Source organism: Microbacterium sp. LWH12-1.2, assembly GCF_040675825.1.
GTDB lineage: Bacteria > Actinomycetota > Actinomycetes > Actinomycetales > Microbacteriaceae > Microbacterium.
On sequence record NZ_JBEGIJ010000001.1, the window covers coordinates 2,659,205 to 2,684,999 of the forward strand.

The 25,795-nt window shown below is 68.5% G+C and carries 27 protein-coding genes; 12 read left to right on the forward strand and 15 right to left on the reverse strand.

What is annotated here, in order from left to right; all coding sequences use genetic code 11:
- Positions 1 to 27 precede the first annotated feature (27 nt).
- A complete protein-coding gene (locus MRBLWH12_RS12600; RefSeq protein ID WP_363549399.1) occupies positions 28 to 1,497 on the forward strand; it encodes a peptide MFS transporter in 1,470 nt (489 codons plus the stop codon).
- A 9-nt stretch (positions 1,498 to 1,506) separates the two neighbouring features.
- On the opposite strand, the gene MRBLWH12_RS12605 is transcribed toward MRBLWH12_RS12600, so the two are convergent.
- The 4 genes from MRBLWH12_RS12605 to MRBLWH12_RS12620 form a co-directional block, all read right to left on the reverse strand.
- Positions 1,507 to 1,908, reverse strand: a complete 402-nt coding sequence (locus tag MRBLWH12_RS12605; protein WP_363549401.1) for a hypothetical protein — start codon at positions 1,906 to 1,908, stop codon at positions 1,507 to 1,509.
- 33 nt (positions 1,909 to 1,941) lie between these two features.
- Entirely contained in the window at positions 1,942 to 2,826 is an 885-nt protein-coding gene (locus MRBLWH12_RS12610) for a serine hydrolase (RefSeq protein ID WP_363551362.1), read from the reverse strand.
- Positions 2,827 to 2,969: 143 nt separating this feature from the next.
- Positions 2,970 to 4,934 carry a M13 family metallopeptidase gene (locus tag MRBLWH12_RS12615; protein ID WP_363549403.1) on the reverse strand — a complete coding sequence of 655 codons (1,965 nt, stop codon included), beginning with the start codon at positions 4,932 to 4,934 and terminating at the stop codon, positions 2,970 to 2,972.
- A gap of 152 nt (positions 4,935 to 5,086) precedes the next feature.
- On the reverse strand, positions 5,087 to 5,635 hold the full coding sequence (locus MRBLWH12_RS12620) for a DUF1992 domain-containing protein (RefSeq protein ID WP_363551363.1): 549 nt from the start codon (positions 5,633 to 5,635) through the stop codon (positions 5,087 to 5,089).
- Between the two features lie 120 nt (positions 5,636 to 5,755).
- On the opposite strand from MRBLWH12_RS12620, the gene MRBLWH12_RS12625 reads away from it, so the two are divergent.
- On the forward strand, positions 5,756 to 7,078 hold the full coding sequence (locus tag MRBLWH12_RS12625; protein ID WP_363549405.1) for an MATE family efflux transporter: 1,323 nt from the start codon (positions 5,756 to 5,758) through the stop codon (positions 7,076 to 7,078).
- Between the two features lies 1 nt (position 7,079).
- Here MRBLWH12_RS12625 and MRBLWH12_RS12630 read toward each other — a convergent pair whose 3' ends face one another.
- From MRBLWH12_RS12630 to MRBLWH12_RS12655, 6 genes are all read right to left on the reverse strand, one after another.
- On the reverse strand, positions 7,080 to 7,547 hold the full coding sequence (locus tag MRBLWH12_RS12630; protein WP_363549407.1) for a VOC family protein: 468 nt from the start codon (positions 7,545 to 7,547) through the stop codon (positions 7,080 to 7,082).
- Between the two features lie 21 nt (positions 7,548 to 7,568).
- Positions 7,569 to 8,678 (reverse strand): hypothetical protein, encoded by a 1,110-nt coding sequence (locus MRBLWH12_RS12635; protein WP_363549409.1) that lies wholly within the window; start codon positions 8,676 to 8,678, stop codon positions 7,569 to 7,571.
- A gap of 140 nt (positions 8,679 to 8,818) precedes the next feature.
- Positions 8,819 to 9,475, reverse strand: a complete 657-nt coding sequence (locus MRBLWH12_RS12640) for a response regulator transcription factor (RefSeq protein ID WP_363549411.1) — start codon at positions 9,473 to 9,475, stop codon at positions 8,819 to 8,821.
- Positions 9,472 to 10,671, reverse strand: a complete 1,200-nt coding sequence (locus MRBLWH12_RS12645; protein WP_363549414.1) for a sensor histidine kinase — start codon at positions 10,669 to 10,671, stop codon at positions 9,472 to 9,474. The genes MRBLWH12_RS12640 and MRBLWH12_RS12645 overlap by 4 nt, the downstream gene beginning before the upstream one ends.
- Before the next feature lie 35 nt (positions 10,672 to 10,706).
- On the reverse strand, positions 10,707 to 11,354 hold the full coding sequence (locus MRBLWH12_RS12650) for a TrmH family RNA methyltransferase (protein ID WP_363549417.1): 648 nt from the start codon (positions 11,352 to 11,354) through the stop codon (positions 10,707 to 10,709).
- A gap of 35 nt (positions 11,355 to 11,389) precedes the next feature.
- Positions 11,390 to 11,800, reverse strand: a complete 411-nt coding sequence (locus tag MRBLWH12_RS12655; RefSeq protein ID WP_363549419.1) for a hypothetical protein — start codon at positions 11,798 to 11,800, stop codon at positions 11,390 to 11,392.
- Positions 11,801 to 11,906: 106 nt separating this feature from the next.
- Here MRBLWH12_RS12655 and MRBLWH12_RS12660 point away from each other — a divergent pair, with 106 nt between their 5' ends.
- From MRBLWH12_RS12660 to MRBLWH12_RS12680, 5 genes are all read left to right on the forward strand, one after another.
- On the forward strand, positions 11,907 to 12,206 hold the full coding sequence (locus tag MRBLWH12_RS12660; protein ID WP_363549422.1) for a hypothetical protein: 300 nt from the start codon (positions 11,907 to 11,909) through the stop codon (positions 12,204 to 12,206).
- A gap of 16 nt (positions 12,207 to 12,222) precedes the next feature.
- Positions 12,223 to 12,852 (forward strand): metal-dependent transcriptional regulator, encoded by a 630-nt coding sequence (locus MRBLWH12_RS12665; protein WP_363549424.1) that lies wholly within the window; start codon positions 12,223 to 12,225, stop codon positions 12,850 to 12,852.
- A 148-nt stretch (positions 12,853 to 13,000) separates the two neighbouring features.
- A complete protein-coding gene (locus MRBLWH12_RS12670; RefSeq protein WP_341977145.1) occupies positions 13,001 to 13,813 on the forward strand; it encodes an HAD-IIA family hydrolase in 813 nt (270 codons plus the stop codon).
- 3 nt (positions 13,814 to 13,816) lie between these two features.
- Positions 13,817 to 14,386 carry a YdeI/OmpD-associated family protein gene (locus MRBLWH12_RS12675; RefSeq protein WP_341977143.1) on the forward strand — a complete coding sequence of 190 codons (570 nt, stop codon included), beginning with the start codon at positions 13,817 to 13,819 and terminating at the stop codon, positions 14,384 to 14,386.
- The gene (locus MRBLWH12_RS12680; protein WP_341977141.1) at positions 14,383 to 14,544 is read left to right on the forward strand and encodes a hypothetical protein; all 162 of its coding nucleotides are present in this window, start codon (positions 14,383 to 14,385) and stop codon (positions 14,542 to 14,544) included. The genes MRBLWH12_RS12675 and MRBLWH12_RS12680 overlap by 4 nt, the downstream gene beginning before the upstream one ends.
- Positions 14,545 to 14,664: 120 nt before the next feature.
- Here MRBLWH12_RS12680 and MRBLWH12_RS12685 read toward each other — a convergent pair whose 3' ends face one another.
- Both MRBLWH12_RS12685 and MRBLWH12_RS12690 read right to left on the reverse strand, forming a co-directional pair.
- Positions 14,665 to 17,490: a GH32 C-terminal domain-containing protein gene (locus MRBLWH12_RS12685; protein ID WP_363551364.1), complete on the reverse strand. Its 2,826-nt coding sequence runs from the start codon at positions 17,488 to 17,490 to the stop codon at positions 14,665 to 14,667.
- A 216-nt stretch (positions 17,491 to 17,706) separates the two neighbouring features.
- A complete protein-coding gene (locus tag MRBLWH12_RS12690) occupies positions 17,707 to 18,753 on the reverse strand; it encodes a LacI family DNA-binding transcriptional regulator (protein ID WP_363549429.1) in 1,047 nt (348 codons plus the stop codon).
- 115 nt (positions 18,754 to 18,868) lie between these two features.
- Here MRBLWH12_RS12690 and MRBLWH12_RS12695 point away from each other — a divergent pair, with 115 nt between their 5' ends.
- From MRBLWH12_RS12695 to MRBLWH12_RS12715, 5 genes are all read left to right on the forward strand, one after another.
- Positions 18,869 to 19,981: a substrate-binding domain-containing protein gene (locus MRBLWH12_RS12695; protein ID WP_363549432.1), complete on the forward strand. Its 1,113-nt coding sequence runs from the start codon at positions 18,869 to 18,871 to the stop codon at positions 19,979 to 19,981.
- Positions 19,982 to 20,060: 79 nt separating this feature from the next.
- On the forward strand, positions 20,061 to 21,089 hold the full coding sequence (locus MRBLWH12_RS12700) for an ABC transporter permease (protein ID WP_245861205.1): 1,029 nt from the start codon (positions 20,061 to 20,063) through the stop codon (positions 21,087 to 21,089).
- Positions 21,086 to 21,886, forward strand: a complete 801-nt coding sequence (locus tag MRBLWH12_RS12705) for an ATP-binding cassette domain-containing protein (RefSeq protein ID WP_363549435.1) — start codon at positions 21,086 to 21,088, stop codon at positions 21,884 to 21,886. The genes MRBLWH12_RS12700 and MRBLWH12_RS12705 overlap by 4 nt, the downstream gene beginning before the upstream one ends.
- Positions 21,883 to 22,191 carry a putative quinol monooxygenase gene (locus tag MRBLWH12_RS12710; RefSeq protein WP_363549437.1) on the forward strand — a complete coding sequence of 103 codons (309 nt, stop codon included), beginning with the start codon at positions 21,883 to 21,885 and terminating at the stop codon, positions 22,189 to 22,191. Before MRBLWH12_RS12705 ends, MRBLWH12_RS12710 begins: the two co-directional genes overlap by 4 nt.
- Complete coding sequence (locus tag MRBLWH12_RS12715; protein ID WP_363549440.1) at positions 22,188 to 23,123, forward strand: carbohydrate kinase family protein; 936 nt, start codon at positions 22,188 to 22,190, stop codon at positions 23,121 to 23,123. Before MRBLWH12_RS12710 ends, MRBLWH12_RS12715 begins: the two co-directional genes overlap by 4 nt.
- 23 nt (positions 23,124 to 23,146) lie before the next feature.
- Here the strand turns inward: MRBLWH12_RS12715 and MRBLWH12_RS12720 are convergent, their stop codons facing one another.
- The 3 genes from MRBLWH12_RS12720 to pyrE are packed head-to-tail and all read right to left on the reverse strand — an operon-like array spanning position 23,147 to position 25,762.
- Positions 23,147 to 24,298 carry an anhydro-N-acetylmuramic acid kinase gene (locus MRBLWH12_RS12720; protein ID WP_363549443.1) on the reverse strand — a complete coding sequence of 384 codons (1,152 nt, stop codon included), beginning with the start codon at positions 24,296 to 24,298 and terminating at the stop codon, positions 23,147 to 23,149.
- Between the two features lie 4 nt (positions 24,299 to 24,302).
- Complete coding sequence (locus MRBLWH12_RS12725; protein ID WP_363549446.1) at positions 24,303 to 25,205, reverse strand: ROK family protein; 903 nt, start codon at positions 25,203 to 25,205, stop codon at positions 24,303 to 24,305.
- Entirely contained in the window at positions 25,202 to 25,762 is a 561-nt protein-coding gene (pyrE, locus tag MRBLWH12_RS12730) for an orotate phosphoribosyltransferase (RefSeq protein WP_341977122.1), read from the reverse strand. Before pyrE ends, MRBLWH12_RS12725 begins: the two co-directional genes overlap by 4 nt.
- Positions 25,763 to 25,795: the final 33 nt, after the last annotated feature.

Here is a 25,795-nt window from a genome sequence, read left to right on the forward strand (position 1 = left end):
CTATCCGAGCGGGCGTACGGTGGTGGCATGCCTTCATCGAAAGCCGGGTCGCCGCAGACCTCGGAAGACACCCGCTTCTTCGGTCAGCCCTGGGCCCTGGTGCACGTGTTCGGGGTCGAGATGTGGGAGCGGTTCAGCTTCTACGGCATGCAGGGGATCCTGCTCATCTACCTGTACTTCTCCGTCACCCAGGGCGGACTCGGGCTGCCGGAGGCGGTGGCCGGCGGCATCGTCGGCGCCTACGGCGGTTCGGTGTACCTGTCGACGATCCTCGGCGCGTGGGTCGCAGACCGCCTTCTCGGCTCCGAGCGCGTTCTGTTCCTCAGCGCGATCGTCATCGTCGCCGGGCACATCGCTCTCGCCGTTCTTCCCGGATTCATCGGGGTCGGCGTCGGACTCGTCCTCGTCGCCCTCGGTTCCGGCGGGCTCAAGGCGAACGCGACCTCGGTGGTGGGGAGCCTGTACGACCCCGAGGACACACGTCGCGATGCCGGCTTCTCGCTGTTCTACCTCGGCATCAACCTCGGTGCCTTCATGGGTCCGATCCTCACTGGACTTCTGCAGTCCTCGCTCGGCTTCCACTTCGGCTTCGGGCTCGCCGCGATCGGAATGACCCTCGGGCTCGTGCAGTACTCCTTCGGCAGGAAGGCACTGCCGGAGGCGGCGAGGCAGGTGCCGAACCCGCTTCCCGCCGCGCGCTACCCGCTCATCGCGATCATCGCCGTAGCCGGGATCGCGCTGATCGTCCTCCTGGTGCTGCTGGGCGTGATCCGCGCCGACAACCTCGCGACCATCGTGATCCTCGGCACCCTGGTGGCGACCATCGCCTACTTCGCGGTGATCCTCAGCAGTCGACGCATCGATGCGACGGAACGCTCGCGGGTGTGGGCGTTCCTGCCGCTGTTCGTCACGAGCGTGGCCTTCTGGTCGCTGTACCAGCAGCAGTTCACCGTGCTCACCGTCTACTCCGACAAGCAGCTCGACCGGAACCTGTTCGGCTGGGAGATGCCCGTCTCGTGGGTGCAGTCGATCAACCCGGTGTTCATCATCGTGCTCTCCGGCGTCTTCGCCGCGATCTGGACACGTCTCGGCACGCGTCAGCCCGCGACGCCAGTGAAGTTCGCCCTCGGCACGATCATCATGGGCGCGGCGTTCCTGCTGTTCCTGCCGTTCGCCGGAGGAGGTGCGAACTCGACGCCGCTGCTCGCCATCGTCGGCATCCTGTTGGTCTTCACGATCGCCGAGCTGCTGATCTCGCCGGTCGGCCTCTCCGTGGCGACCAAGCTCGCACCGGCGGCGTTCCGCACGCAGATGGTCGCCCTGTTCTTCCTGTCGATCGCACTCGGCACCGCGATCTCGGGGTGGCTCGTGCAGTTCTACGACCCGAAGAACGAGGTGCCGTACTTCTCGATCCTCGGCGGCATCGCGATCGTCGTCGGCGCGGGACTTCTCGTGTCGGTGAAACCCGTGCTCGCGCTCATTAAGGGCGTGCGCTGAGACTCGCCGTCAACGCGAGATCGTGAACGCGTCCGGATCGCCGTCACGTGGCGGGCGCAGCAGATCCGGAATCGGCCACGGCAGCACGAACTGCTGCGTGGGCGGCCGTGTGACATCGCCGAAGTCGTCGACCTTCACCACGATGCGGCCGGGAGCACCGTCGTCGTCGGGTGTCACTTCGACGATGCGCACGCGCAACGGACGCTCGCTCTCCCCCTCCAGCATCCAGGCGTCGGCGAGCCATGCGATGCCGTGCTCCTCGAGCGCCGCCTCGGCATCCAGCCACTCGGTCGCCGCCGAAGCCGGGCGCCCGAGCACGTCGACCGCCGCCCAGTCGTCGCCCTCCGGATGGATCCACCCGAGCAGCTCGCCGTCATCGCGGCGATGCGGGGTCCAGTCTGCGCGGGTCATCTCACGAGCCTAATCGGGGCACGCGAGCGGACCTCAGTGCGTGTATTCCATGAGCTCGACGCCGAGCACTCGGAATGCGTCGTGGGCGCGCAAGCGGTGCGTGATGGAGAGATCGTCGAAGCAGACGATCAGCGTGTAGGCGACGCCGGAGCGGGGGCCCGCGAGCACACCTGATTCCGCCCGTACCCCGCGGTCACGCCCGGTCTTGTTGATGAACAGCAGGCCGTGCGCGTCGTGATCATGGGCGAACGGGTCAAGGCCCGTGGATGCCGCGACGAGACTGAGATCCTGATTCAGGCTCAGCCATTCCGACACCTGTGCGCTGACCGCCGCGTCGACGACGGCCGAGTTGACCAGGGCGGAGAACAGGCCGGAGATCTCCCGCGCCGAACCCACCGCCACCTGCGGGGCGTCGTCGGGGCCGCGTTTGTCGCGGAAGCGGTCGAGCAGCGCCGTGCTGACGAGCCCGAGGGCATCACTGCGCTCACGCACTCGTTCGTGACCGACGCGCTGCAACAGCGCGTTCACGGCGATCGGGTCGCCGGCGGTCGCCGCGAGAACAGCCAGATCGGAGAGCGGGAGCGCCGGTGCTCGCAGATGACGCCACAGCCCGGAAGAGGACACCGGATCGACCGAGTTCCGCTCGATGATCTCCAGGGGATCCAGCGACCCGCTCTCGAAGCCCGCCGCGACCTCGATCAGCAGCGGCACCACGCCCAGACCGGCGATCGGCATCGTGACGTGGTCGTCACCGGAGAGAACTGGCTCGCCGCTGTCGAGATCGACGACGTGGACGGACACCTGGGCGCCGGCATCCGCCAGCATCTCGAGCGCACGCAGCGTCGAGGTGAACGACCGGCGGCCGATGGCGGCACGACGCGGCAGACGCCTGCTGGTCCGCTGGGAACGGCGCAGCATGGCGTGCGAAGGCTCGGGGGGAGTGCCCACGCGTGATCCTTACCGAGGGGGGTGGATAGCGGGATACCGCGGGGCTCATCCCCCGGCGGCACGGCTATCGTAACCCCCACCGGGTGAGGAACCTTCACGAACTCAGGAGATGGTCACCAGATCGTCACACGCGAGCTCTGCGGAAGCCACAGCGCGTCGGACTCGGCCACGTCGAAAGCCTCGTAGAACGCGCCGATGTTGCGCACGATCTGGTTGCAACGGAACTCGTTCGGCGAGTGCGGGTCGATGGTCAGCAACCGCAGCGTCTCGGCGTCACGGCTCTTCTGCTGCCACACCTGCGCCCACGAAAGCAGCAGGCGCTGCACACCGGTCAGCCCGTCGATCACCGGCGCTTCTGCCCCGTCGAGGGAGAGCTCGTACGCCTTCAGGGCGATCCCGAGCCCACCCAGGTCGCCGATGTTCTCACCGATGGTCAGCGCCCCGTTGACGTGGTGCTCGGCGTCCAGACCCAGCGGAACGAGCGCGTCGTACTGCGCGATAAGCGCCTTCGTGCGCTCTTCGAACGCCGAGCGGTCGGCATCCGTCCACCAGTCCTCGAGCTTGCCGGCACCGTCGTAGCGGCTGCCCTGATCATCGAAGCCGTGGCCGATCTCGTGGCCGATGACGGCACCGATGCCACCGTAGTTCGCGGCCGCATCACGCGCGGCGTCGAAGAACGGGTACTGCAGGATCGCCGCCGGGAACACGATCTCGTTCATCGACGGGTTGTAGTACGCGTTGACCATCTGCGGCGGCATGTGCCACTCGGTGCGGTCGATGGGCTTGCCCACCTTGTCGACGTGACGGTCGTGCTCGAACATCGCGGCGCGACGCACGTTGCCGAACAGGTCGGCGCGGTCGATGTCGAGCGTCGAGTAGTCGCGCCACACATCGGGGTGGCCAATCTTCGGGGTGAAGGCATCGAGCTTGGCGAGCGCGCGCTCGCGCGTCTCCGGGCTCATCCACTCGAGGTCGGTGATGCTCTGCCGGTACGCCTCGATGAGGTTCGCGACGAGCTCGTCCATCGCTGCCTTCGCCGTCGGCGGATAGTGGCGCTCGACGTAGACCTTGCCGATCGCCTCACCCAGCGCACCCTCGGTGAACGAGACACCGCGCTTCCAGCGCTCGCGGATCGTCGGGACTCCGGAGAGCTCGGTGCCGTAGAACGAGAAGTTCTCCTGCACGATGTCGTCGGTGAGGTAGGGGGCGGCGGCGTGCACGACCTGGGCCCGCAACCACGACTTCCATTCACCGAGTCGCTCGGCGGTCAACAGCGTGCCGAGGCCCTCGAAGAAGCTCGGCTGCGAGACGACGACCTCATCGAACGCATCGGGGTTCGAGGGCGAGACCGCCTCGCGCCACGGCGCGAGGTCGACTCCGGCGAGCTCGAGGATCTCGGCCCACGTCTTCAGGTTGTAGGTCTCGACCGCATCGCGGCTGCGCACGTTGTCCCAGTGGTGGGCCGCGAGTTCGGCTTCGATGGCGATCGCGCGGTCGGCCTCGGTGACGGCATCCGCGACTCCGGCGAGCGCGAACAGGCGCTCCAGGTGCGCGCGGTACGCGGCCCTGGTCTCTTCGAACGTGTCGAGGCGGTAGTAGCTCTCATCGGGCAGCGAGAGGCCGGACTGCACGAGAACGGGGATGTAGCGCTCGGGGTTGCCGGGGTCGCCATCGACGTACAGGCCGATCAGGTGCGCGCGGCCGTCTCGGTCGTAGGCGCCGACGGTGCGCAGGAACGCCGGGATGCTGTCGATGGCGTCGATCTCGGCGAACGTCTCCGCGAGCGGGGTGGTGCCGGCCGCGTCGATGCGCCCGGTGTCCATGAAGCTGGCGAACAGGTCGCCGATCTTACGTGCCAGGGTGCCGGGCTCGGCTCCCTGCGACTCCTCGATGATCGTGCGGACGTCGGCCTCTGCCTGCTCGGCCAGAAGGTGGAACGAGCCCCAGCGGGCCTTGTCCCCCGGAATCTCGGTGCGATCCAGCCACGCCCCGTTGACGTAGCGGTACAGGTCGTCCTGCGGGCGGATGTCGGCGTTGAACTCTTCAGTGGCGAGGCCGGAGGGGAGCACATCTGTCATGCGTCCCAGCCTATGGCCCGAGGCGGACACGCGGCCGGACGGATGTACGGACGAGCACCTGGCTCGGAGATGTGCGCTTCGCTCGGCCGAATTCCGAGAATCTGGCCGAGGGAAGCGCATTTCACCGAGCGACGCACCCGCGCTCGAAACAGTCAGCGACGGCGACGGATGCCGAAGCGGCGGCGAGGAGCGGACGGGACGGGTTCCGGGACGGATGCACGTCTGGCCGCTCGACGCGCGGCCCACGAAACGACTTCGGCTTCCACATCACGAGGCGATGTGACGACCGGCGGTCCACCTTGGAGCTGCCGCCGCGCCTCGATCACCCGGCGGTTGAAATCCTCCAGGACTTCACGTACGTCGGACTCACGGCCGAGCAGGTCGAGCTGATCGTTCAACTCGCGGTCCTCGGTGCGGAGCAGGATCGCCGGCGGGCCGAGACCGGTGAGATTCTCCCGCTCGATCTTGCGGCGGATCCACCAGTCCGGGTCGTGGTGCGTACCGAGCCCCTCGAGCGGCTTGCCCGCGCCGGGGAGATCATCGAACTCGCCTCGGCGGATCGCGAGCTGGATCGCCGTCTCGATGAAGGCCGCCTTGTTCTCGGCGTTCAGCGTCATGGACGCCGTCTGCTCTTCCTCGGCTTCCGACGTGGGATCCTCGCCGGCCTGTCGCTGCGCGCGGTAACGGGCGGCATTGTTCATGGCATCTGACACGGGCACCTCCGGCTGCGTCCGGTGTCCCTTCAGAATACGACGACGGGTCCGGCATCCGTCCGTGTCGTCCGCGACGGCGGTGTCTCCGCCAGCCCCTAGGCTCGTCGGGTGACCACGCGCTCCTCCCTGAATCGAGAGATCCTGCGCCTCGCCGTCCCCGCGCTCGGCGCTCTGGTCGCCGAACCGGCCTTCCTCATCGTCGACGCGGCTCTGGTCGGTCACCTCGGCACGACCCCGCTCGCCGGCCTCGGCATCGCCGGCGCCGTGCTGCAGACGATCGTCGGCCTGATGGTCTTCCTCGCATACTCGACCACGCCGGCCGTCGCGCGGCGCTTCGGAGCCGGAAAGCCCGGGGATGCCGTCTCGGCGGGCATCGACGGGATGTGGCTGGCGCTCGGCCTCGGCGCCGTGCTGGCGATCGTCGGCGCGGTGTCGTCACCCTGGCTGGTCTCGCTCTTCGGGGCGAGCGACGCGGTCGCCGCCCAGGCGAACGCCTACCTGGTGGTGTCGATGTGGGGCCTGCCCGCGATGCTCATCGTCTTCGCCGCCACCGGCCTGCTGCGCGGCATGCAGGACACCGTGACACCCCTGTGGATCGCGGGCCTCGGCTTCGGCGCGAACGCCGTGCTGAACGTCCTGTTCATTTACGGCTTCGGGTGGGGCATCGCCGGTTCCGCGTTCGGCACCGTGGCGGCACAGTGGGGAATGGTCGCCGCCTACGTCATCGTGATCCGGCGCCTCGCCACGAAGCACAAGGCCTCGATGCGGGCGAATGGCGGCGGCATCCGCAGCTCGGCGCGCTCCGGCGGCTGGCTGTTCCTGCGCACCGTCAGTCTGCGCGTCGCGCTCCTCGTCACTGTGGGCATCGCCACCGGAATCGGCACCACGGAACTCGCCGGATGGCAGATCGTCTTCACGATCTTCTCGGCGGCGGCGTTCGCGCTGGATGCTCTCGCGATCGCTGCTCAGGCCCTCATCGGCAAGGAGCTCGGCGCCGGCGACGAGCGGCAGGTGCACCGCGTGCTGCGACGAACCGTGGCCTGGGGCGCATGGTTCGGCGTCATCGTCGGCGCGCTGATCGCGGCGCTGTCCGGGGTGCTCGGCATCGTCTTCACCGGAGATGCGGAGATCGCCGCTCTCGTCCAGCCGGCGCTTCTCGTACTGGCCGTCGCCCAACCGATCGCGGGTGTCGTGTTCGTTCTCGACGGGGTGCTGATGGGGGCGAACGACGCCCGCTATCTCGCGATCGCGGGCGGCTTGAATCTGGTGCCGTTCCTGCCCGCGCTGTGGATCATCGCCGCGACCGAGGTCGCCGGCAGCGTCGGACTCATCTGGCTGTCCGTGGCATTCTTCGGCGTCTATCTGCTGGCACGCCTCGCGACGCTTGGCTGGCGGGTGCGCTCCGGCCGCTGGGTGACCGCGGGCGGCTGACTCAGGCGTTCTCGAGTTCAGCGATCACGATCTTCTTCATCTGCATCAGGGCCTGCGTCTGCTCCGGGCGTTCCATGAGCCGGCCGAGATCGTGCGGGATCACCTGCCAGCTGACACCGAACCGGTCCTTGCACCAGCCGCACGCCTCCGACTCCGGAACGGCCGAGAGCGCGCTCCAGTAGTAGTCGATCTCGGCCTGGTCCGCGCACGTGATCACGAAGGAGACCGCCTCGTTGAAGGTGAACGCAGGTCCGCCGTCGATGCAGCCGAACGGCGCTCCGTTGAGCGTGAACTCACCGTTGATGACCTTGCCACTCATCCCCTCGAAGTGCTCACTGAGCGCTTCATCCGGATAGGTGACGACCTGGTCGATGGAGGAGTTCGGGAAGACGGAGACGTAGTACTCCATCGCCTCCTGCGCGTTGGTCTCGAACCAGAGATACGGACGGATGGGGGTGAGATCTGCCATGACGGCCTCCTTGATCGGCACTCACGCTACGCTCGCCGCCTCGGCCTGTCGAGGGGATTCGAAGACGTCGACCACCCGGCGATGCATGACGTAGCCCCAGGCGGACAGTCCGAGCAGCGGGCCCCACAGCCAGAACGGGAACGTGGCCAAGAGCAGCAGAGTCTCGCCGGTGGCGGGCCCCACCCCCTCGATGGCGAACTCGATCCCGGCCGCCGTGAACAGCACGCTCACCATGGTCGCGGGGATCACCGCGAGCCCCACAGGCACCGCGCGGCCACCGATACCCGCGAGGAACCGAGGAAAACGCTCACCCCACGGCAGGATCAGGCCAAGGGTGAGCACGCCCCCGGTGAGCATCGCCAAGCCGAGCAGAAGCCCGGTGAGCCGCGTCGCCGGCTCGGCGGCGAGTACCTCGGCACCGCCGCCGAGCAGCGGCCACGGCGTCAGCCATGAGGCCCGCGCCACCGCGTACGGCAGCGCGCAGGCCGCGGCCACGACGGTGATCGCCACCCGGTGCCGCAGCACACCACGTGCGAACGCACCGGGGGTCGCGGCCGCGGTGATGGCCCAGACCACGAGCCCTGCCGCCGCGATGACGTGAGCGAGCGCGATCGAGGCCAGAGGCAGCACCGACCCGAACGAGACCACGATCTTCGGCAGCAGCACGGCTGCTTCGAGGTGGAGAACGGCGTAGGCGCCCAGACCGACGAGCACGGCGGCGGGCACGAGGCCGAGCCATGGCCTGCGCAGCACGGTCAGGGTGACGAACGCGGTGATCCCGATGAGCACGGCGAGCATGAAGGAGTATCCGGCGGCGGGGATCACGCCTCCCGGGGTGGTCGCCGCCAGGAGGGCGGCGACCAGAAGGGCTACGACGCGCACACCTCGAACGCGCACTCGCCTGTCGGCGGAGCGTCGGGTGGCCAGAGCGACGACCGCCACGACGACAGCGCCGAGCGCTCCACTGAGCGCGACGGCGAATTCGACCCCGCTGCCGAGACGGCCCAGCAGGCTGACGGGGAGGGTGCTGAAGAACGTGGGGATGAGCATCCGCAGCAGCGAGAGCACGGCGACCGCGGATGCTGCCGCGACTGTCGCGAGAAGGACGAGAACACGAGACCGATCTGACATGCTTCCACGCTAGGAACCGGCTTGAGCGCCGCCATCCCCCGTGCGGGTCGACCTGCTCACCCGCGCGGGTGAGCCTTCACAGAGCGCAAAAGGCTGCATTTCGGCCCGAGATCGAGCCATTCGCGCCTTCTGAACCGAGTTCAGGCCCTCGGTCGCAGCACGCCGTTCTCATACGCCCAGATCACGACATGCACCCGGTCGGGCACCCCGAGCCGGGCGAGCACGGCCTTCACATGGGTCTTCACGGTGTTGACCGAGAGGAACAGGGACCTCGCGATCTCCTCGTTCGACGCTCCGGTCGCGAGCGCGAGCGCGACGTCCTGCTCGCGCGCGCTGAGCCCCGCCAGAGCGACGTCGGGGTCGGCCTTCGGGCTCCCGCCGCGGACGAAGCCGATCACCGCAGCCGTCGCGCGCGGCGACAGCACCTGCTCGCCGGCGGCGACCGCGACCGCGGCATCCGCGAGCTCGGCGGCGCTCGCATCCTTGGTGAGAAAGCCGCTGGCTCCTTCCCGGATCGCGGCGTACACGTATTCGTCCAGGTCGAACGTCGTCAGCACCAGAACCCGAAGACCGGGGCGGATGCGCAGCACTTCACGGGTCGCGGCGATTCCGTCGATCCCCGGCATCCGGATGTCCATCAGCACCACGTCCACGGTGTGCGCGCGGACGTGCTCGATGGCCTCCTCGCCGGATCCGACCGTGGCGACCTCGGCGATCCGCTCGTCGCGCGCGAGCATCACGGCGACCGCATCGCGGAACAGCTCCTGGTCGTCGACGAGCAGGACGCGGATGCTCATGATTCCCCCTTCTGCAGTGAAACGGGCAGGTCGATCCGCGCGATCCAGCCCCGCGGGGCGAGTTCCTCGGTCGCCAGTGCGCCGCCGGCCTGGCGCACGCGTTCGGCGACGCCGATCAGCCCGGTTCCGGTTCCGAGCTCACCGCCGAGGTCGCCGCGCGCGGGCCCCGCTCCTCCGTCATCGGTCACCGTCGCCCGCACCCCTGTGGGCGACCACGCCAGCCGCACGTCGATGCGCACAGGCGGCTCCGTGTGCCGCACCGCATTGGTGAGCGCCTCGCGCACAGCGTGATGGAGCGCCAGCGCGGCCCCAGGGCTGAGAGGCGCGCGGTCGCCGACCTCGACGAAGTCGACCTCGCTGCCCGGCCGGCGCACCGCCTCGACCAACTCGGAGAGAGAGTCGACGGTCGGCAGCGGCCGCAGCGGTGCGTCGCCATCGACCGCGACAACGGATCTCATGCCGCGCAGAGCGTCCCGCCCGGTGTCCACCACGATTCCCAGCGCACGTTCGCTGCGAATCGGATCGTCGTCGATCAACGCTCGTGCCACTTCGGCCTGGGCGATCATCACAGTCATCGAGTGGGCGACGATGTCGTGCAGATCGCGGTTGATCCGCATCCGCTCGTCGGCGATCGCGCGCTCGACACCCGCCTGCATCCGCTCTTCCGATTGCGTCCGGCGCAGCCGGAGCAGCCGCCCGACCGCCCACGCGGCGCTGACGGCACCGGTCAGGCCGATGAACGCACCGAAGCGCGGGCCATCGTGGAACTCCAGCTCGGTGGAGGCGATCAGCGCCGCCCCGAACACACCGCTCCCGAGTCCGAGCAGCCCGATGAGCGGACGGCACTGGAGAGCGACCTGACCGAGGACGAGCAGGTAGACGAAACTCGACGGGAACAGTGCACCGGAGACGTCGCGCAGCCCCGGCACCAGGGCGAGTGCGCTCATGATCGCGCTCGCCCCCGCGAGTGCGGCGAGCGGGTATCGAACGGCCAGCAGGGACAGGAGGTGCAGGCCGGAGAAGAGTCCGATCGCCAGCGCTGTCATCGGGACGTCGGGGCGCGTCTCCGGCTGGGTGAGGACGGCGATGCTCGCCGGCAGCAGTACGACCAGACCCACGAGCGCCACGAGGACATCGACGCGCAGCCAGGCGCGCCACCCGCGCGTCGACCGCGCAGCATCCGATTCCGCGTGCATCCTGCTCATGCTCTCACGCGGCCTCGAGACGCGGATCACCCGTTCGGGTGAACTCCATCGGCGTAGCGGCGGCACCACTCGTACATGATCACGGCCGCCGCAGCGCTCGCGTTGATCGAGCGGGTGGAACCGTACTGGGTGATCTCGATGTGCCCGGATGCCGCGGCGAGCGCCTCTTCGGACAACCCCGGCCCCTCCTGCCCGAACAGCAGCACGCAGCTCTGCGGCAGGTCCGCGCGATCGACGGGCACGGCGCCGTCGACGTTGTCGACGGCGATGACCGGAAGACCCTCGGCGGCGGCCCACGCGGCGAACGTCGCGATGTCCTCGTGGTGCACGACGTGCTGATAGCGGTCGGTGACCATCGCGCCGCGCTTGTTCCAGCGACGGCGGCCGATGATGTGCACGGTGTCGGCGAGGAACGCGTTCGCACTGCGCACGATCGAGCCGATGTTCATGTCGTGCTGCCAGTTCTCGATCGCGACGTGGAACGGATGCCGCTTCGTGTCGAGGTCGGCGACGATCGCCTCCATCCGCCAGTACCGATACCGGTCGATGACGTTGCGGGTGTCGCCGTTGGCGAGCATCTCCGGGTCGTACTGCTCGCCGTCCGGCCATTCCGAAGGTCCGCCGGGCCAGGGGCCGACGCCGTGGGTGGTGCGCTCGGGCGTCTGCTCATCCATCCCGCCAGGCTATCCGGCAGAAGCGCGGCGCCAGGTCAGTCGACGATCACGAAGAGCGTGCTCGACCAGATCACGAACCAGATCGCGCCGATCGCGATGAGCGGCAGGAGAGACATGACCCTTCTCCCCCACCCGCCTTGACGCAGTGCGAACGCGGTGACGATGAGGCAGATCGCGGATCCGATCAGCGCGGCGACGGTCACCGGCCAGCCGGTCTGCGTCTCGACCCCGCTCCTCCACTCGCAGTGGCGTCCTGCGGGCATCGCCGTGATCTCTGCGCTGCTGACTTCACGGTCGTGCGTATCGCTGCTGTCGCGGCAGGAGTCCACGACATCCGCACCGGCATCCCCGGCCTGGGAGATCGCGGCCGTCGCCACCGGGAACACGCACAGCACCGCCAGCAGCAGGAGCACCCACCAGGTCGCACTCGCTCGCTTCACCGGCATGTCGGCCTCCCCCTCGTGCGGTCACCTCTCTTGTAGCACGCGAACCTGCCGAGCGGGTGCTCCGGCTGGGCTGATCCGGGCGTGACAGGCGATTAGGCTCGACATCATGTCTGCAGAAACCGCACGCCGCTCCGTCCGGATCCTCACGTGGGCCGGGCTCGCGACCGGCGTGATCGGTGGTCTGCTCATCGCGTTCCCGAAGGCGCTGGCCTTCGGGGGCCCCTGGGTGCAACTCGCCCTCGGCATCGCGACGCTGGTCCTCGCGTTCCGCGCGCGCAAGGCGGGCATCGCCGAGGTCCCGGACTTCGACGGCCGCCTGTCGCTCCTCGCCGCCCTCCTCGGCTTCGCCGTGGTGTTCTTCGCAGGTCAGGTCGCCTTCGGCATCCTGATGTCCGCCGGCTCCTGAGACGCAGGCCCCAATCGTGGAATCCCCCGCAGCCGACGACTACCTGAAGACGGTGTACGCGCACACCGAATGGCAGGATGCGCCGATCACCCCGTCTGTCCTGGCGGCGAAACTCGGCATCGCACCGTCGAGCGTCACCGAGATGGTGAAGAAGCTCGCCGCCGCAGGGCTCGTCTCACATGTGCCGTACGGGGCGGTGCGGTTGACGGATGCCGGAACCCGGCGCGCCCTCGCGATGCTGCGGCGGCACCGACTCATCGAGACCTGGCTGGTGCGCGAGTTCGGCTACGCCTGGGACGAGGTGCATGACGAGGCCGAGGTGCTCGAGCACACCATCAGCGACCGGTTGCTGGAAGGCATCGACACGCGTCTGGGCCGTCCGCGATTCGACCCGCACGGGGATGCGATCCCGGATGCCGACGGCAACGTCGAACGCGAGCTCTTCGTGCTGCTCGCCGATGCCGCGCCGGGGCACAGCGGCCGCGTGCTCCGTGTCGACGATCGCGACCCGGCGCTGCTGCGCGCGCTGGAAGCGGCGGGAGTCACCGTCGGTGCCGAGATCGAGGTCGTGGCCGGCGGCATCGCTGTCGACGGCAACGAGATCGACGTCGACGGCGCCGCGCGCTCGGTCTGGCTCAGCACCTGAGTCACGATCGGACTCCCCTCGCCACCGCGAGGTCGATTTCGCATCTGCACAGCGAGATTCCGGCGCACTTCTGACCCCGCAGCGCGGTCGACGTGCACAATCGACCACTCGACGCACGCCCGTAACCCGCGCGCTCTAGGCTGTGCGCATGGCACAACGTGATGACATCGAATGCTGGCTCACCGACATGGACGGCGTGCTCGTCCATGAGAACGTCGCCATTCCCGGCGCATCCGAGCTCCTCGCCGGCTGGGAGAGCGCGGGCATCCCCTACCTCGTGCTCACCAACAACTCGATCTTCACCGCGCGCGACCTCTCGGCCCGTCTCCGCACGAGCGGCCTGCACGTGCCGGAGGATCGCATCTGGACCTCCGCGCTGGCCACGGCCGACTTCCTGCACTCGCAGCTGCCTGGCGGGTCCGCCTTCGTGATCGGCGAGGCCGGCATCCTCACGGCCCTGCACGACGCCGGTTATATCATGACCGAGACCGATCCGGACTTCGTCGTGGTCGGCGAGACACGCAACTACTCGTTCGAGGCGATCACCAAGGCGATCCGCCTGATCCTCGGCGGCGCGCGTTTCATCGTCACGAACCCCGACGCCACCGGCCCGAGCGCCGACGGACCCCTTCCGGCTACCGGGGCGATCGCCGCCCTCATCACGAAGGCGACCGGCAAGGAACCGTACGTCGTCGGCAAGCCGAACCCGATGATGTTCCGCTCGGCACTGAACAAGATCGGCGCGCACTCGAAGCGCACCGGCATGATCGGCGACCGCATGGACACCGACGTCGTCGCCGGCATCGAGGCGGGCCTGCACACGGTGCTCGTCCTCACCGGCATCAGCGACGACGCCGAGATCCAGAAGTACCCGTTCCGCCCGGACGAGATCGTGCAGTCGGTTGCCGACCTGCTTCCGCGCATCACCGAGACGATCACGACCGTCAAGACGAAGAAGTGACGCATGGGTGTTCTTGACGAAGGCGAAAGGGTCAGGGCCGCGGATGCCGACACCTGGCGCTCCTGGCTCGACGAGAACCACGCGCGCGCTGCCGGAGTGTGGCTGCTGAGCGTGCGAGGCAACAGCGCGGTCGGCGTCGGTTACGAGGACGCGGTGCGTCAGGCGCTGTGCTTCGGATGGATCGACGGCCCCGTCCGCACCTTCGACGACGAGACCGTCGGGCAGTGGTTCTCCCCGCGCCGCGCGTCGAGCGGCTGGGCCGCGACCAACAAAGCGCGGCTCGCGGAGCTGGAGTCCGCGGGGTTGCTCGCGCCGGCCGGCATCCGGGCGATCGAGGTCGCGAAGGCGAACGGCGCCTGGGAGGTGCTCGACGGACCTGAGGCAGGCATCGAACCGGCCGAGTTCGCCGCCGCGCTCGATGCCGTCCCCGCCGCCCGTGCCGCGTGGGACGCGTTCCCGAAATCGGTGAAGAAGCTCGGCCTCACACTCATCGCGACGGCGAAGCGCCCCGAGACCCGGAGCAGCCGCATCGCGAAGATCGTGGCGGATGCCGCAGAGGGGAAGCGACCGTGACCGAACGCGACGTCTTCTTCATCGTGATGATCGCCATCAGCGCATCGGCGCTTTCGGTGTTCATCGTGCAGCTCGTGCGTTCGCGCCGCCGCCGCGACGACGACGACGGCCGATCCGGCAACTGGTGGGAAGGCCCCTGGGACGACGACAAGCGCTGACCCTGCGGTCGGAGAACGCGTTTCGTCTCGTCGCTGGCGCTCCTCGCTCAACGACCGGAGCGTTGTATCCGGTCGTTGAGCGAGCGAAGCGAGACGAAACGCGTGGATCTGCAGCCGATCTCAGCCCCGACCCCGGGGGATGACGGTCACCTGCACCGTCACCTCGGTGCCGTCGGCCCGGACCACGGCGAGCGTGTACTCGCCCGGCGCGGTGTTACCCGTCACCGGTACCGTGCGGCTGAAGGCGCCGTCCTCGTCGGCCGTCGCGGATTTGGCCTTGCTCCGGTCGGAACGCAACTCGATCGTCACCTTCTCGGACGGATCGAAGCCTGTGCCGGAGACCGTGATGACGCCGCCCGCACGAACCGGCTCCGCGCTGACCTCGACGGCCGGCGCGGGTACCTTCCACATCGTCGGCACCAGTGGGGTGACCGTGATGCTCTCGATCGTCGCCTCGCCACCTTCGGACCACGCCGAGATCGTGTCCGCGCCCGCCTCAGGGAAGACCTGATCGGTGATCGTCAGTTGCCCGTCCTTCGTGAACAGCTCGACCGACGCACGATCGAGGTAGAGCTCGAGGGTGATCGTGCCGTCCTCCTCGAGCACGAGGGGGGCATCCTCGACAGACGGGAACGACGGATGGAAACCGACGTTGCCGGAGTTGGTCCGGTCGAGGAAGACGCGCTTGAGCTCGCTGTCGTAGCCGATCCTGGTCCCTGTCGAACCGTTCGAGAAGACGGTGATGCCGGCCTTCGTCGCATCGCCGGGGCGCAGCACGACGTCGACCTTCGCGACATCGCCCGACAATCCCAGCGTGGTCTCGCCGTTCACCGCGACATCGGTGAGCGACTCTGACGCCGCGGTGTCGAGCTGGCCGTCGATCTGCGCGACGACCTCCTGCTTCAGTCGAGGGCCGTCCGGCGTACTGACGAGCGTGACCTCACGAGGCAGCGACATCGAGCTGCGCCACGGCGACGTGGGAATGTCGTTGGCGTAGTCCCAGTTGTTCATCCACCCCTGCATGATCTTCGAACCCGACGGGGTTCCGAAGTACGAGACTGCGGCGTAGTAGTCACGACCCCAGTCGAGCCAGTCGTATCCTTCCAGCGCCGTTGTGGCCGGAGCATCCGAGAACATCACCTGGTCGAACAGTACGTGCCCCCATCCAGCGCGGTTGTTGTCGACGACGCGGATCGTCGCCTCCTGTCCGTGGAACTCGTCGACGTTCCATGACGTCCAGTCGAGGTTCTCGCTGTTCGATCCGGTGGCCGTACGCACCACCTGCCCGTCGACCATGAGGTTCACACTGGTCTCGTCGGAGCGCACCTGCGCCGGCTCGTCGCCGACCACGACGTGATCGAAGGTGAGATGGCCCCACCCGCCGGTCGCCTCGTCGCGGATCTGAATCCGCGCCTGCTGGCCGTCGTATGCAGAGACATCCCAGGACGCCCAGTCCAGCGCCCCGTCGTTGCGCCCACTCTGCGTCTGGACCACCTGACCGTCGACGACGAGCTCGGCCTGAAGGGTGCCATCGTCTCGTCGCCCTCCGCCGATCAGGAACGAGACGTAGTCGCCGTCGATGGTGAACTCCGGCGAGGTCAACGTGCCGACGTTGTCGTCACCGTTCGGTCCGCCCTCCCAGGTGTTCACCCGCTTGGCGCCGAGGTAGTAGTCGCCGCCGCTCGTCGACGGATTCCGTCCGGGATCCGTGGCGAAGTCACCGGTGATCTCCCAACCGGCACCGGCGAGCGTCTCGCCGTCCGGGAGCTCGAAATCGAAGACCGTCCGGCCGGCGGGAGGGTTGTTCTCCAGCTGACCACCGGGGACGTGCGGATGCTTTCCGCCGCCGACGAGGAAGTTGATGTACTCGTCATCGATCGTGAACGCCGGCGACTCCAGCTGGCCGATGGCCCAGTCGCGGTCGAGGAAGCTGTTCACCAGACCCGACCCGACGAAGCCGGTGACCGGGCTCTGCCCCTCGAGCGCACCGGCGGCCGGTACGGTGCCCCAGGGCCCGCCCGCCCAGTTCCCCGGCTCGTTGGACACCGTCCACCCCTCGTAGTCGCCGTTGTCGAACCCCGCGAAGGTGGTGCCCGCCGGCGGTGCGGCCTGCCCGTCGGTGGACTCCGAGGTGAAGGCCACCCCGTCGAACTCGCCGACGAAATACTGCCCGCCGCTTCCGCCGTTGACGGCGCCCGGGTTGAGGTTGACGACCATGACCCATTTGGTGTTGCCGGGGTCGCCGTCGACAGGGAGCTCGAAGAGGTCTGGGCATTCCCAGATGCCGCCGGTCGAATTGGCCGGGCCGAAGTCGGAGAGATGCTCCCAGGACTTGAGGTCGGTGCTCTTGTACAGGACCACCTTGTGGTCTGTCGCCTCGACCGCGGTCATCACCCAGTACGCACCGGCGGGCCCGTCGTACCAGAACACCTTCGGGTCGCGGAAGTTGCCCGAGTCGCGGTTGAGAACCGGGTTTCCGTCGTGCTTCACCCAGGTCTGGCCCTCGTCGAGGCTGTAGGCGAGTGACTGCGCCTGGATTCCCGGATGCTCGGGATGCTGCGGTGTGTAAGCGGAGGTGTAGATCGCCACGAGTGGGCTGGAGCCGTCAGGCCCGAATCCGGCCGTGTTGTTCTCATCGACCACGATGGAGCCGGAGAAGATGTCCTCGATCGACTGACCGGCGTCGTTGAAGGTCTGCGGAATCGCCAGCGGCTGCTCCTCCCAGTGCAGCAGATCGGTCGATGTCGCATGACCCCAGCTCATGTTCCCCCACGTGTTCCCTGCGGGATTGTGCTGGAAGAACAGATGGTATTTGCCGCCCGCATAGACCATGCCGTTCGGGTCGTTCATCCAGTTCTTCTCCGGCGTGAAGTGCGCCAGCGGACGATACTGCTCGTCGCCGGGCGTCACCTCGACAGCCATCGCCGGGATCGTGCAGCTCAGCATCAGCGCTGCGCTGATCGCACCGCCGAGGATGATCTGGGCCGGCCGGCGGGATCTGATCGGTCGTGTGCGGATTGCTTCGGGCACCATGCGCGCTCCTTTGTGCGGTCCTACTGCGTCGTCGGGGAGGATCCGATGGTTGACATCGATGTCAACCATCAACGCGAGAGCATATGCGCTCTCCGCACGAAAGCGCAACCGTGTCAGTTCACACGGGCGTCAGGGCAGCGATCGCTCGTAGGGCGCGATCTCGCCGGTGCCGCGCGGGATGAGGGTGGTCGGCACTCGCATCCGGTTCGGGGCGCTGTCGTCGCCCTCGAGGCGAGCGAAGATCCGCTCCGCCGCGAGCATCCCGATCCGGTTCGGATCCTGGGCGACGACGGTGACACCCGGCTCGACGAGGTCGGCGAGCGGAAGATCGTCGAACCCGACGAGAGCGACCGATTGCGAGAGCCCGGCGCCCCGAAGCGCATGGAGCGCGCCGATCGTGATGATGTTCTGCGCACTGAAGACCGCCGTGGGCGGGTCCGGCTGCGCAAGCAGTACGGCGAGCGCCGTCGCTGCCGCCTCGGCATCCGCCAGCTCGGTGACGATGATGTCCTCGGCGACGGGGATTCCGGCTGCGGCGAGCGCGTCGAGGTAGCCGTCGCGGCGCTGGCTCGCGGTGACGAGTTCTAGGCGATCCGTGAGCAGCGCGATACGACGGTGCCCGTGCGCGATGAGGTGGGCCGTGCCGATCTCCGCGCCCTCCCGGTTGGCGCTGGCGACGGTGTCGAGGTCGGATTCCTCCGGCTCGCGGTCCACGTACACGACCGGCACCCCGCGATCACGGATCAGTCCCAGGTACTCGGGGTGACTGACCGCCGTCGTCAGGATCAGTCCGTCGACGCGGCGCTGCAGGAATGTCCGCACGGCATCCGATTCCCGCCGGGCATCGTCATCCATGCTCGCGGCGAAGACCGCGACACCGCGTTCGGCCGCAGCATCCTCGACGGTCCGATGGATGACACCGGCGAACGGGTTGTCCACGCTGCCGACGAGCAGTCCGAGAGTGCGGGTGCGACCGTCGGCGCGGCGCAGGCTGCCTGCCTGCAGATCGACCTGGTAGTCGAGTTCGCGCACGGCATCCCACACCCGCTCGGCCATCGCCGGCGTGACGTTCGGCTCGTTGTTGATCACCCGGGAGACGGTCTTCACTCCCGCGCCCGCCAGCGCGGCTACGTCTTTCATCGTGGCTCGGCCACGCGGCGGGATGGGCGCCGACATCGATGTCACGGTTAGATCTCATTCCTCGAAAGTCACCTTGACTCTAGTTCAACCTTCGACTAGAACTACCTTTGACATCGTTGTCAACCAGGCGACGACCGCCGAGAGGAATTCAATGAAGAACATCACCCGACGCAGCCGCGTTCTTCTGGCTGCCGTTTCCACCTCCGCAGCGCTCGCGCTCACGCTGACCGGCTGCGCGGGCGGCACCAACGCCGGATCCGGCGACCAGCCCGCCGGCGACACGATCGGCGTCTCGCTGATCGTGAAGACCAACTCCAACCCGTTCTTCATCGCGATGCAGGACGGCGCCAAGGCCGCCGCAGAAAAGGACGGCGTCACGCTGACCCTCGCCGCCGGCAAAGAGGACGGCGACGAGGACACCCAGATCCAGGCCATCGAGGCGGCGATCTCCAAGGGCGACAAGGGCATCCTGATCACCCCGAACGGCCCCGCCGTGCTCGACGCGATCGAGAAGGCCCGCGACGCCGGCATCTTCGTCATCGCACTGGACACCGTGCCGGACCCCGCCGATGCCGTCGACATCACCTACGCGACCGACAACTACCTCGCCGGCCAGTACATCGGCCAGTGGACCGCCCAGAAGCTCGACGGCACCGAAGCCGTCATCGGGCTCATCGACCTGTTCGACGACAAGGCCGTCAGCGTCGACTACAACCGCGACCAGGGCTTCCTCGACGGTCTCGGCATCGAGCTCGGCGACGATGAGGTCAACGGCGACGAGAAGCCGAGCGGCTCGTACGCCGGAGGCAAGGGGGGCGAATACACGATCGTCGGCAGCGAGGCGTCTCAGGGCGCCGAGGACGGCGGACGCACCGCGATGGAGAACCTCCTCGCCAAGAACGCCGACATCAACGTCGTCTACACGATCAACGAGCCGGCAGCATACGGCGCCTACCAGGCGCTCGAGGCTGCGGGCAAGACCAAGGACGACGTGATCATCGTCTCGATCGACGGCGGTTGCGCCGGCGTCGGCCAGGTCGAAGAAGGCATCATCGACGCCACCAGCCAGCAGTACCCGGTCGCGATGGCCGAGCTCGGCGTGAAGGCGATCGTCGAGCTGGTCAAGGACGACAAGAAGCCCGAGGTCTCCGAGGGGCTCGACTTCTTCAACACCGGCGTCAAGCTCGTCACCGACCAGCCGGTCGATGGCGTCGAATCGATCGACACCGCCGAAGCCTCCAGCATCTGCTGGGGCGGCAAGTAAGCACCTGACCTGCGGATGCCGCGGCTGAGCGATCTCGCCCGGCCGCGGCATCCCCGGACCTACTGACGGAAGTGAAACCGTGACGCAACCAGCTACATCAACCTTGGATCTCGCCGCCGAGTTCCTCGATCGGCGTACGCCGGTCGACCGCCTTCGCGGGGTCCTCCACCGCTACCCCGCCATCAGCCCCGCCGTCGTTCTGGTGATCGCCGTCATCGTCTTCGGCGTGATCAACCCGCGCTTCTTCGCCGCGGCGAACCTCTCTCTCGTGCTCGACCAGGTCTCGGTCGTCGGCACGGTCGCGATCGCCCAGACGCTGATCATCCTCACCGCGGGAATCGACCTCTCGGTCGGCGCGCTGATGATCGGCACGTCGATGGTGATGGCGCAGACGGCCGCGAACAACGGCCTCCCTGCTCCCGTCGCCCTCTTCCTCGGTCTCGTCGCGGCACTCGCCGCCGGCGCGCTCAACGGCCTGCTCGTCACCCGGGTGAAGCTCCCGCCGTTCATCGCGACGCTCGGAACCTTCAACGTCTTCATCGCTCTGACCCTGCTGTACAGCGGCGGTCAGACGATCCGCAAGACCGATATGCCCGAACTGATGACCTGGACGGCCACCGCTCTTCCGCTCGGCGATGTGCGCCTCACCGTCGGCGTCATCATCATGCTCGTGCTGTACGCGATCGTCGCCTACATCCTCGGGCGCACCGCATGGGGTCGCCACGTCTACGCCGTCGGTGACGACGAAGACGCGGCCCGCCTCGCCGGCATCTCGACCAAGAAGGTGCTCCTGAGCGTCTACATCGCCGCCGGCGCCATCCTCGCGGTCGCCGCATGGATCCAGATCGGGCGCTCCGGCGCTGCCAGCCCCAACGCGGGTGCCGATCTGAACCTCGACTCGATCACCGCCGTCGTCATCGGCGGCACCTCGCTCTTCGGCGGCCGCGGAATCATCTGGGGCACGCTGCTCGGCGCGATCATCGTCGGAGTCTTCCGCAACGGCCTCTTCCTCGCCGGGGTGGACGGTCTGTACCAGACCCTCGCCATCGGCATCCTCGTCATCGTCGCGGTCGCCATCGACCAGTGGATCAGAAAGGTAAGAAAGTGACCCGGACGGCTCAGGAATCAGCCTCGGCTCCGGTTCGCACCGGCGTCCCGGTGCTCGAGGCCAAACGCCTCGTGAAGACGTTCGGCCGCGTCGTCGGCCTCGACGGTGTGAGCCTCCAGCTGCACGCCGGCGAGGTGCTCGCCGTCATCGGCGACAACGGCGCGGGCAAGTCGACACTCATCAAGTGCCTCACGGGCGCCTACATCCCGGACGAGGGGCAGCTCCTCCTCGACGGTCATGAAGTGCATTTCAAGGGTCCGCAGGACGCGCGGAACGCCGGCATCGAGACGGTGTACCAGAACCTCGCCGTCTCTCCGGCGCTCGATGTCGCCTCGAACCTGTTCCTCGGGCGCGAGCGTCGCAAGCCCGGCATCCTCGGCTCGGTGTTCCGCGCCCTCGACACCTCGGGGATGCGGAAGGAAGCGCGCGAACAGGTGCTGAAGCTCGGCATCTCCACCCTGCAGGACGTCACCGTCTCGGTGGAGAACCTGTCCGGTGGTCAGCGCCAGGCCGTCGCGGTGGCACGAGCCGCAGCGTTCGGCTCGAAGGTCGTCGTCCTCGACGAGCCCACGGCGGCGCTCGGTGTGCGCGAGTCCAACCAGGTGCTCGAACTGATCGAGAACCTGCGCGGAAACGGCGTGCCCGTCATCCTCATCTCGCACAACATGCCGCACGTGTTCCAGGTCGCCGACCGGATCCACGTGCAGCGTCTGGGCAAGCGTGCAGCCACCATCACGCCGCAGTCGCACAACATGACCGATGCAGTGGCGATCATGACGGGAGCGGCGCAGGCGTGACTTCCGATCGGGTGGTGCTGTATGCGGAGTTCACCGCGGTTCCGGGCTCGGCGGACGCCGTCGAGGCGCTGGTCCTGGGGTACGCGCAGGTCGTTCGCTCAGAACCCGGAAACGTCGTGTTCGACGTCTACCGCCGGGTCGAGGCACCGGAACGGTTCTTCGTGTTCGAGGTGTACCGCGACCGCGCCGCCTTCGACGATCACCTCGGCGGGGAGGCGGGACGGGCGTTCAACGCGACGCTCACGCCGATGATCGTCGAACCGCAGAGCGCGCTGTCGTTCCTGACGCCGAGCGCAGGGTCGTGAGCCGCGCGCGCGTGCTCGTCATCGGTGAGGCTCTCGTCGACATCGTCCACCGCTCCGGTGGGCGGTTCGACGAGGCTCCCGGCGGGAGCCCGGCCAACGTCGCCCTCGCGCTGGGCAGGCTGGGCGATTCCCCGCGGCTGCTGACGCAGCTCGGCCACGACGCGCACGGCCGGCGGATCCGGGAATGGCTGGACGGGTCCGATGTCGAGATCATCGCGGCACCGGCTCCGCGCACCGCTACGGCGACCGCCCACCTCGACGAGAACGGTTCCGCCCGCTACGACTTCGACATCACCTGGACTCTGGACGGGCGCGCCACCGAACTACCCGCGGACGACACCTCGATCGTGCACACCGGTTCGATCGCGGCGCTGCTCGCTCCGGGGGCGGATGCTGTGCGCAGCATCCTCACCGCCCTGCGCGCGACGGCGCTGATCACGTACGATCCCAACGTCCGTCCGGCCCTGCTCTCCGACCAGGACGGCGCGCGGCGCGACGTGGAATCCTTCGTCGCGCTCGCCGATCTCGTCAAGGCCAGCGACGAGGATCTTGCTTGGCTGTACCCCGGCGCCGATCCGCTCGATGTCGCGCGGGCGTGGCTGGAGACCGGACCGGCGGTGGTCGTGGTGACCATCGGCGCCGGCGGCGCGTTCGCCGTCTCTCGCGACGGCGTCTCCCGCGTTCGCGGGCACCGCGTCGACGTCGTCGACACCGTCGGCGCCGGCGACACGTTCATGAGCGCCCTGATCCACGGCCTCATCGAGACCGGCTTCTCCGGAGTCACCACGCGCGATCGTCTCCGCGGTATCGATACGGATGCCGTCACCGGCCTTCTCGCGCTGGGAGCGCGCGCCGCGGCGATCACCGTCTCGCGGCCGGGTGCCGACCCGCCCCGTCTGGCCGAACTGCTCGCGGCGCCGCTCTCGCACTGAGCGGCGCCGCGCACCACCCTGGTTCAGGTCAGGGTGAGACTCCTCACTTCCGCGACCGGCTCCGGCATCCGCAGCGGGCCCGCGCCGGGGGTGATCGTTCCGAGGATCCGCGGTTCGCGGGCTCCGGTTCCACCCGGGACCACCGCCGGCACACCATGGAGCGTGCACCAGCCGATCAGGGCGAAGAGGATCGCCTCTTTGCTGTCTGCGGATGCTCCGAGCTCGTCGGCGAGGACGACGGCCACGTCAGGGAGGGCCGCACGCAGTCCCTCCATGATCAGCGGATTGTGGCAGCCGCCGCCGGAGACGGCGAGGAATCCGATGCCGGCAGCCCGTACATCCTGCGCCACGGTGCGCACCGTCAGCTCAGTGAGGGTGCGCACGAGATCGGCGACGGGAATCTCCCGTCCCACGAGGTTCTCGCGCACGTAGCCGAGATGGAAGTGCTCTTTGCCGGTGCTCTTGGGGGCGGCGAGCGCGTAGTACGGGTCGGCCAGGAGGCGGGCGAGCAGTATCTCGTCGACGGCACCACCGCGCGCGATCCGCGCGTCATCGTCGTAGCCGACGTCGTTCAGCCCCTCCGCGACGACCACCGCATCGACGAGAGCGTTGGCCGGGCCGACGTCATAGGCCGAGACACCTTCGGGGCCGACGACGGTGATGTTCGCGATGCCGCCGAGATTGAGCGCCGCCGAGACTCCCGCGCGTCCGCGCAGGAGCAGTTCGTCGAGGAACGACACCAGCGGTGCGCCGTGCCCGCCGACGGTGATGTCGCGAATGCGCACGTCGGAGATCACCGGAGCGCCGACGCGTTCGGCGATCCACGCCGGCTGGCCGATCTGCAGTGTGCCGCGCGCGTGGCCCCCGTCGACCCAGTGGTAGACGGTCTGGCCGTGGGTGCAGACTGCATCGACTCCACCGACGGATGCCGCGGCGTCAGCGGCGACCTCGGCGAAGGCCTGGCCGATCAGGGTGTCCAGCTCGCAGACCTCGGCCAGCGTGGTCTGCGTTGGCGGGAGCGCGGCGACGAGACGCGCCCGCAGCTCGGGGGCGTACGGGACGCTGTCCTCGTGCAGCACGGTTCCACGCAGTGCGCCGTCGCGCTCTTCGAAATCGACGACGGTCACGTCGATCCCATCGTGCGAGGTGCCGGAGAGCAGGCCGAGAATGCGCATCCGGCTACCGCAGCACCAGCGCCGCGGCGCCGATGAGCGGCCCCTCGTCACCGAGGCCGGAGCGCACGACGCGTGTCCGGCGTGAGTAGTCGTGGGCCGCGCTGGCGGTCAGTGCCCGCTGCACGAGTTCGATGTAGTCATCGGATACTCGCGAGAAGCCTCCGCCGATCGCGACGACATCGAGGTCGACGAGGGTGGCGGCATCCGCCAGCGCCTCACCGACGGCCTTCGCCGAGCGCTCGATCGCGGCGCGCGCGACGGTGTCGCCGGCGGCCGCATCCCTGGCGAGGTCTTCCCCTGTCTCGCCGGTCCACCCCTGCTGGCGCGCCCAGGCCGCGCTCGCGGGACCCGAAGCGATCTGCTCGAGAGTCAACCCGCCTTCGCGGCGAACCTGCCCGAGATGCCCCGCGTTGCCGGATGCTCCAGGAATGTACGCGCCGTCGACGACGAACCCTCCGCCGACGCCGGTGGACACGACGATCGACAGCGACGCGCGCGCCTCGGTCGTCGCACCGAGCCAGGATTCGGCGAGCGCGAGTGCACCGCCGTCATGTCCGAACACGACCGGGATCTCACGTCCGAGCACGGTGGATGCGGCATCCCGCACCGCGCCGGCCAGGCCGTAGCCGTCGGCCAAAGGCATGTTCACCGGGAGGATCCGGCCATTGTCCCGATCGATCGGGCCGGCACTGCCGACGCCAGCGCCGACCAGTTCGGCATCGTCCGGCAGGTGCGCCAGCGCATGCCCGACGATCGCCGCCACCGCGGCGTCGAGCGTCTCGACTGTCGCCTCGCGTCCCGTCGGCTGCCGAATGCGGCTGCCCGGCACGAGCGTGCCGTCGTCGGCGACGAGCGCGGCTTCCATCTTGGTGCCGCCGACGTCGACAGCGAGCGCGAAGCGCGTCACTGCGGGTCGAGCCCGAGGTCGTCGAGGTCGAAGGCGGCGCGCCACTCCAGGCCTTCGGCCTCGATCGCGGCCTGCGCGCCGGTCTTGCGGTCGACGATCACCGCGACGGCGATGACTTCGGCCCCTTCGCGACGCAGGACCTCGACGGCCTTGAGCGCGGACTGGCCCGTAGTGGAGGTGTCTTCCAGCACGACGACGCGCTTGCCCGCGATGTCGGCGCCCTCGATCTGGCGTCCGCGGCCGTGATCCTTCGGCTCCTTGCGCACGACGAAGGCGTCGAGCGGGCGCTCGGTCTCGACGGATGCGTGCATCACCGAGTTCGCGATCGGGTCGGCGCCGAGCGTCAGACCTCCGACGGCTGCGATGTCGAGGTCGCCGACGAGCTCGAGCATGATGCGGCCGATGGCCGGGGCGGCTCGATGGTCGAGCGTGAGCTTGCGCATGTCGACGTAGTAGGTCGCCTGCTTGCCACTGGAGAGGGTGAAGTCGCCGTGGAACACCGCCTCCGCCTTGATGAGGTCGAGGAGGGACTGGCGGTCTGCGTCGAGTGCGGTCACGGCATCCAGTGTAGAAGGCGAGAAGGTCAGACC

Coding starts and splice junctions, on each gene's coding strand:
- MRBLWH12_RS12600 (WP_363549399.1), top strand. CDS start 28: ATGCCTTCATCGAAAGCCGGGTCGCCGCAGACCTCGGAAGACACCCGC.
- MRBLWH12_RS12605 (WP_363549401.1), bottom strand. CDS start 1,908: ATGACCCGCGCAGACTGGACCCCGCATCGCCGCGATGACGGCGAGCTG.
- MRBLWH12_RS12610 (WP_363551362.1), bottom strand. CDS start 2,826: ATGCTGCGCCGTTCCCAGCGGACCAGCAGGCGTCTGCCGCGTCGTGCC.
- MRBLWH12_RS12615 (WP_363549403.1), bottom strand. CDS start 4,934: ATGACAGATGTGCTCCCCTCCGGCCTCGCCACTGAAGAGTTCAACGCC.
- MRBLWH12_RS12620 (WP_363551363.1), bottom strand. CDS start 5,635: ATGAACAATGCCGCCCGTTACCGCGCGCAGCGACAGGCCGGCGAGGAT.
- MRBLWH12_RS12630 (WP_363549407.1), bottom strand. CDS start 7,547: ATGGCAGATCTCACCCCCATCCGTCCGTATCTCTGGTTCGAGACCAAC.
- MRBLWH12_RS12635 (WP_363549409.1), bottom strand. CDS start 8,678: ATGTCAGATCGGTCTCGTGTTCTCGTCCTTCTCGCGACAGTCGCGGCA.
- MRBLWH12_RS12640 (WP_363549411.1), bottom strand. CDS start 9,475: ATGAGCATCCGCGTCCTGCTCGTCGACGACCAGGAGCTGTTCCGCGAT.
- MRBLWH12_RS12645 (WP_363549414.1), bottom strand. CDS start 10,671: ATGCACGCGGAATCGGATGCTGCGCGGTCGACGCGCGGGTGGCGCGCC.
- MRBLWH12_RS12650 (WP_363549417.1), bottom strand. CDS start 11,354: ATGGATGAGCAGACGCCCGAGCGCACCACCCACGGCGTCGGCCCCTGG.
- MRBLWH12_RS12655 (WP_363549419.1), bottom strand. CDS start 11,800: ATGCCGGTGAAGCGAGCGAGTGCGACCTGGTGGGTGCTCCTGCTGCTG.
- MRBLWH12_RS12660 (WP_363549422.1), top strand. CDS start 11,907: ATGTCTGCAGAAACCGCACGCCGCTCCGTCCGGATCCTCACGTGGGCC.
- MRBLWH12_RS12670 (WP_341977145.1), top strand. CDS start 13,001: ATGGCACAACGTGATGACATCGAATGCTGGCTCACCGACATGGACGGC.
- MRBLWH12_RS12675 (WP_341977143.1), top strand. CDS start 13,817: ATGGGTGTTCTTGACGAAGGCGAAAGGGTCAGGGCCGCGGATGCCGAC.
- MRBLWH12_RS12685 (WP_363551364.1), bottom strand. CDS start 17,490: ATGCTGAGCTGCACGATCCCGGCGATGGCTGTCGAGGTGACGCCCGGC.
- MRBLWH12_RS12690 (WP_363549429.1), bottom strand. CDS start 18,753: ATGTCGGCGCCCATCCCGCCGCGTGGCCGAGCCACGATGAAAGACGTA.
- MRBLWH12_RS12695 (WP_363549432.1), top strand. CDS start 18,869: ATGAAGAACATCACCCGACGCAGCCGCGTTCTTCTGGCTGCCGTTTCC.
- MRBLWH12_RS12720 (WP_363549443.1), bottom strand. CDS start 24,298: ATGCGCATTCTCGGCCTGCTCTCCGGCACCTCGCACGATGGGATCGAC.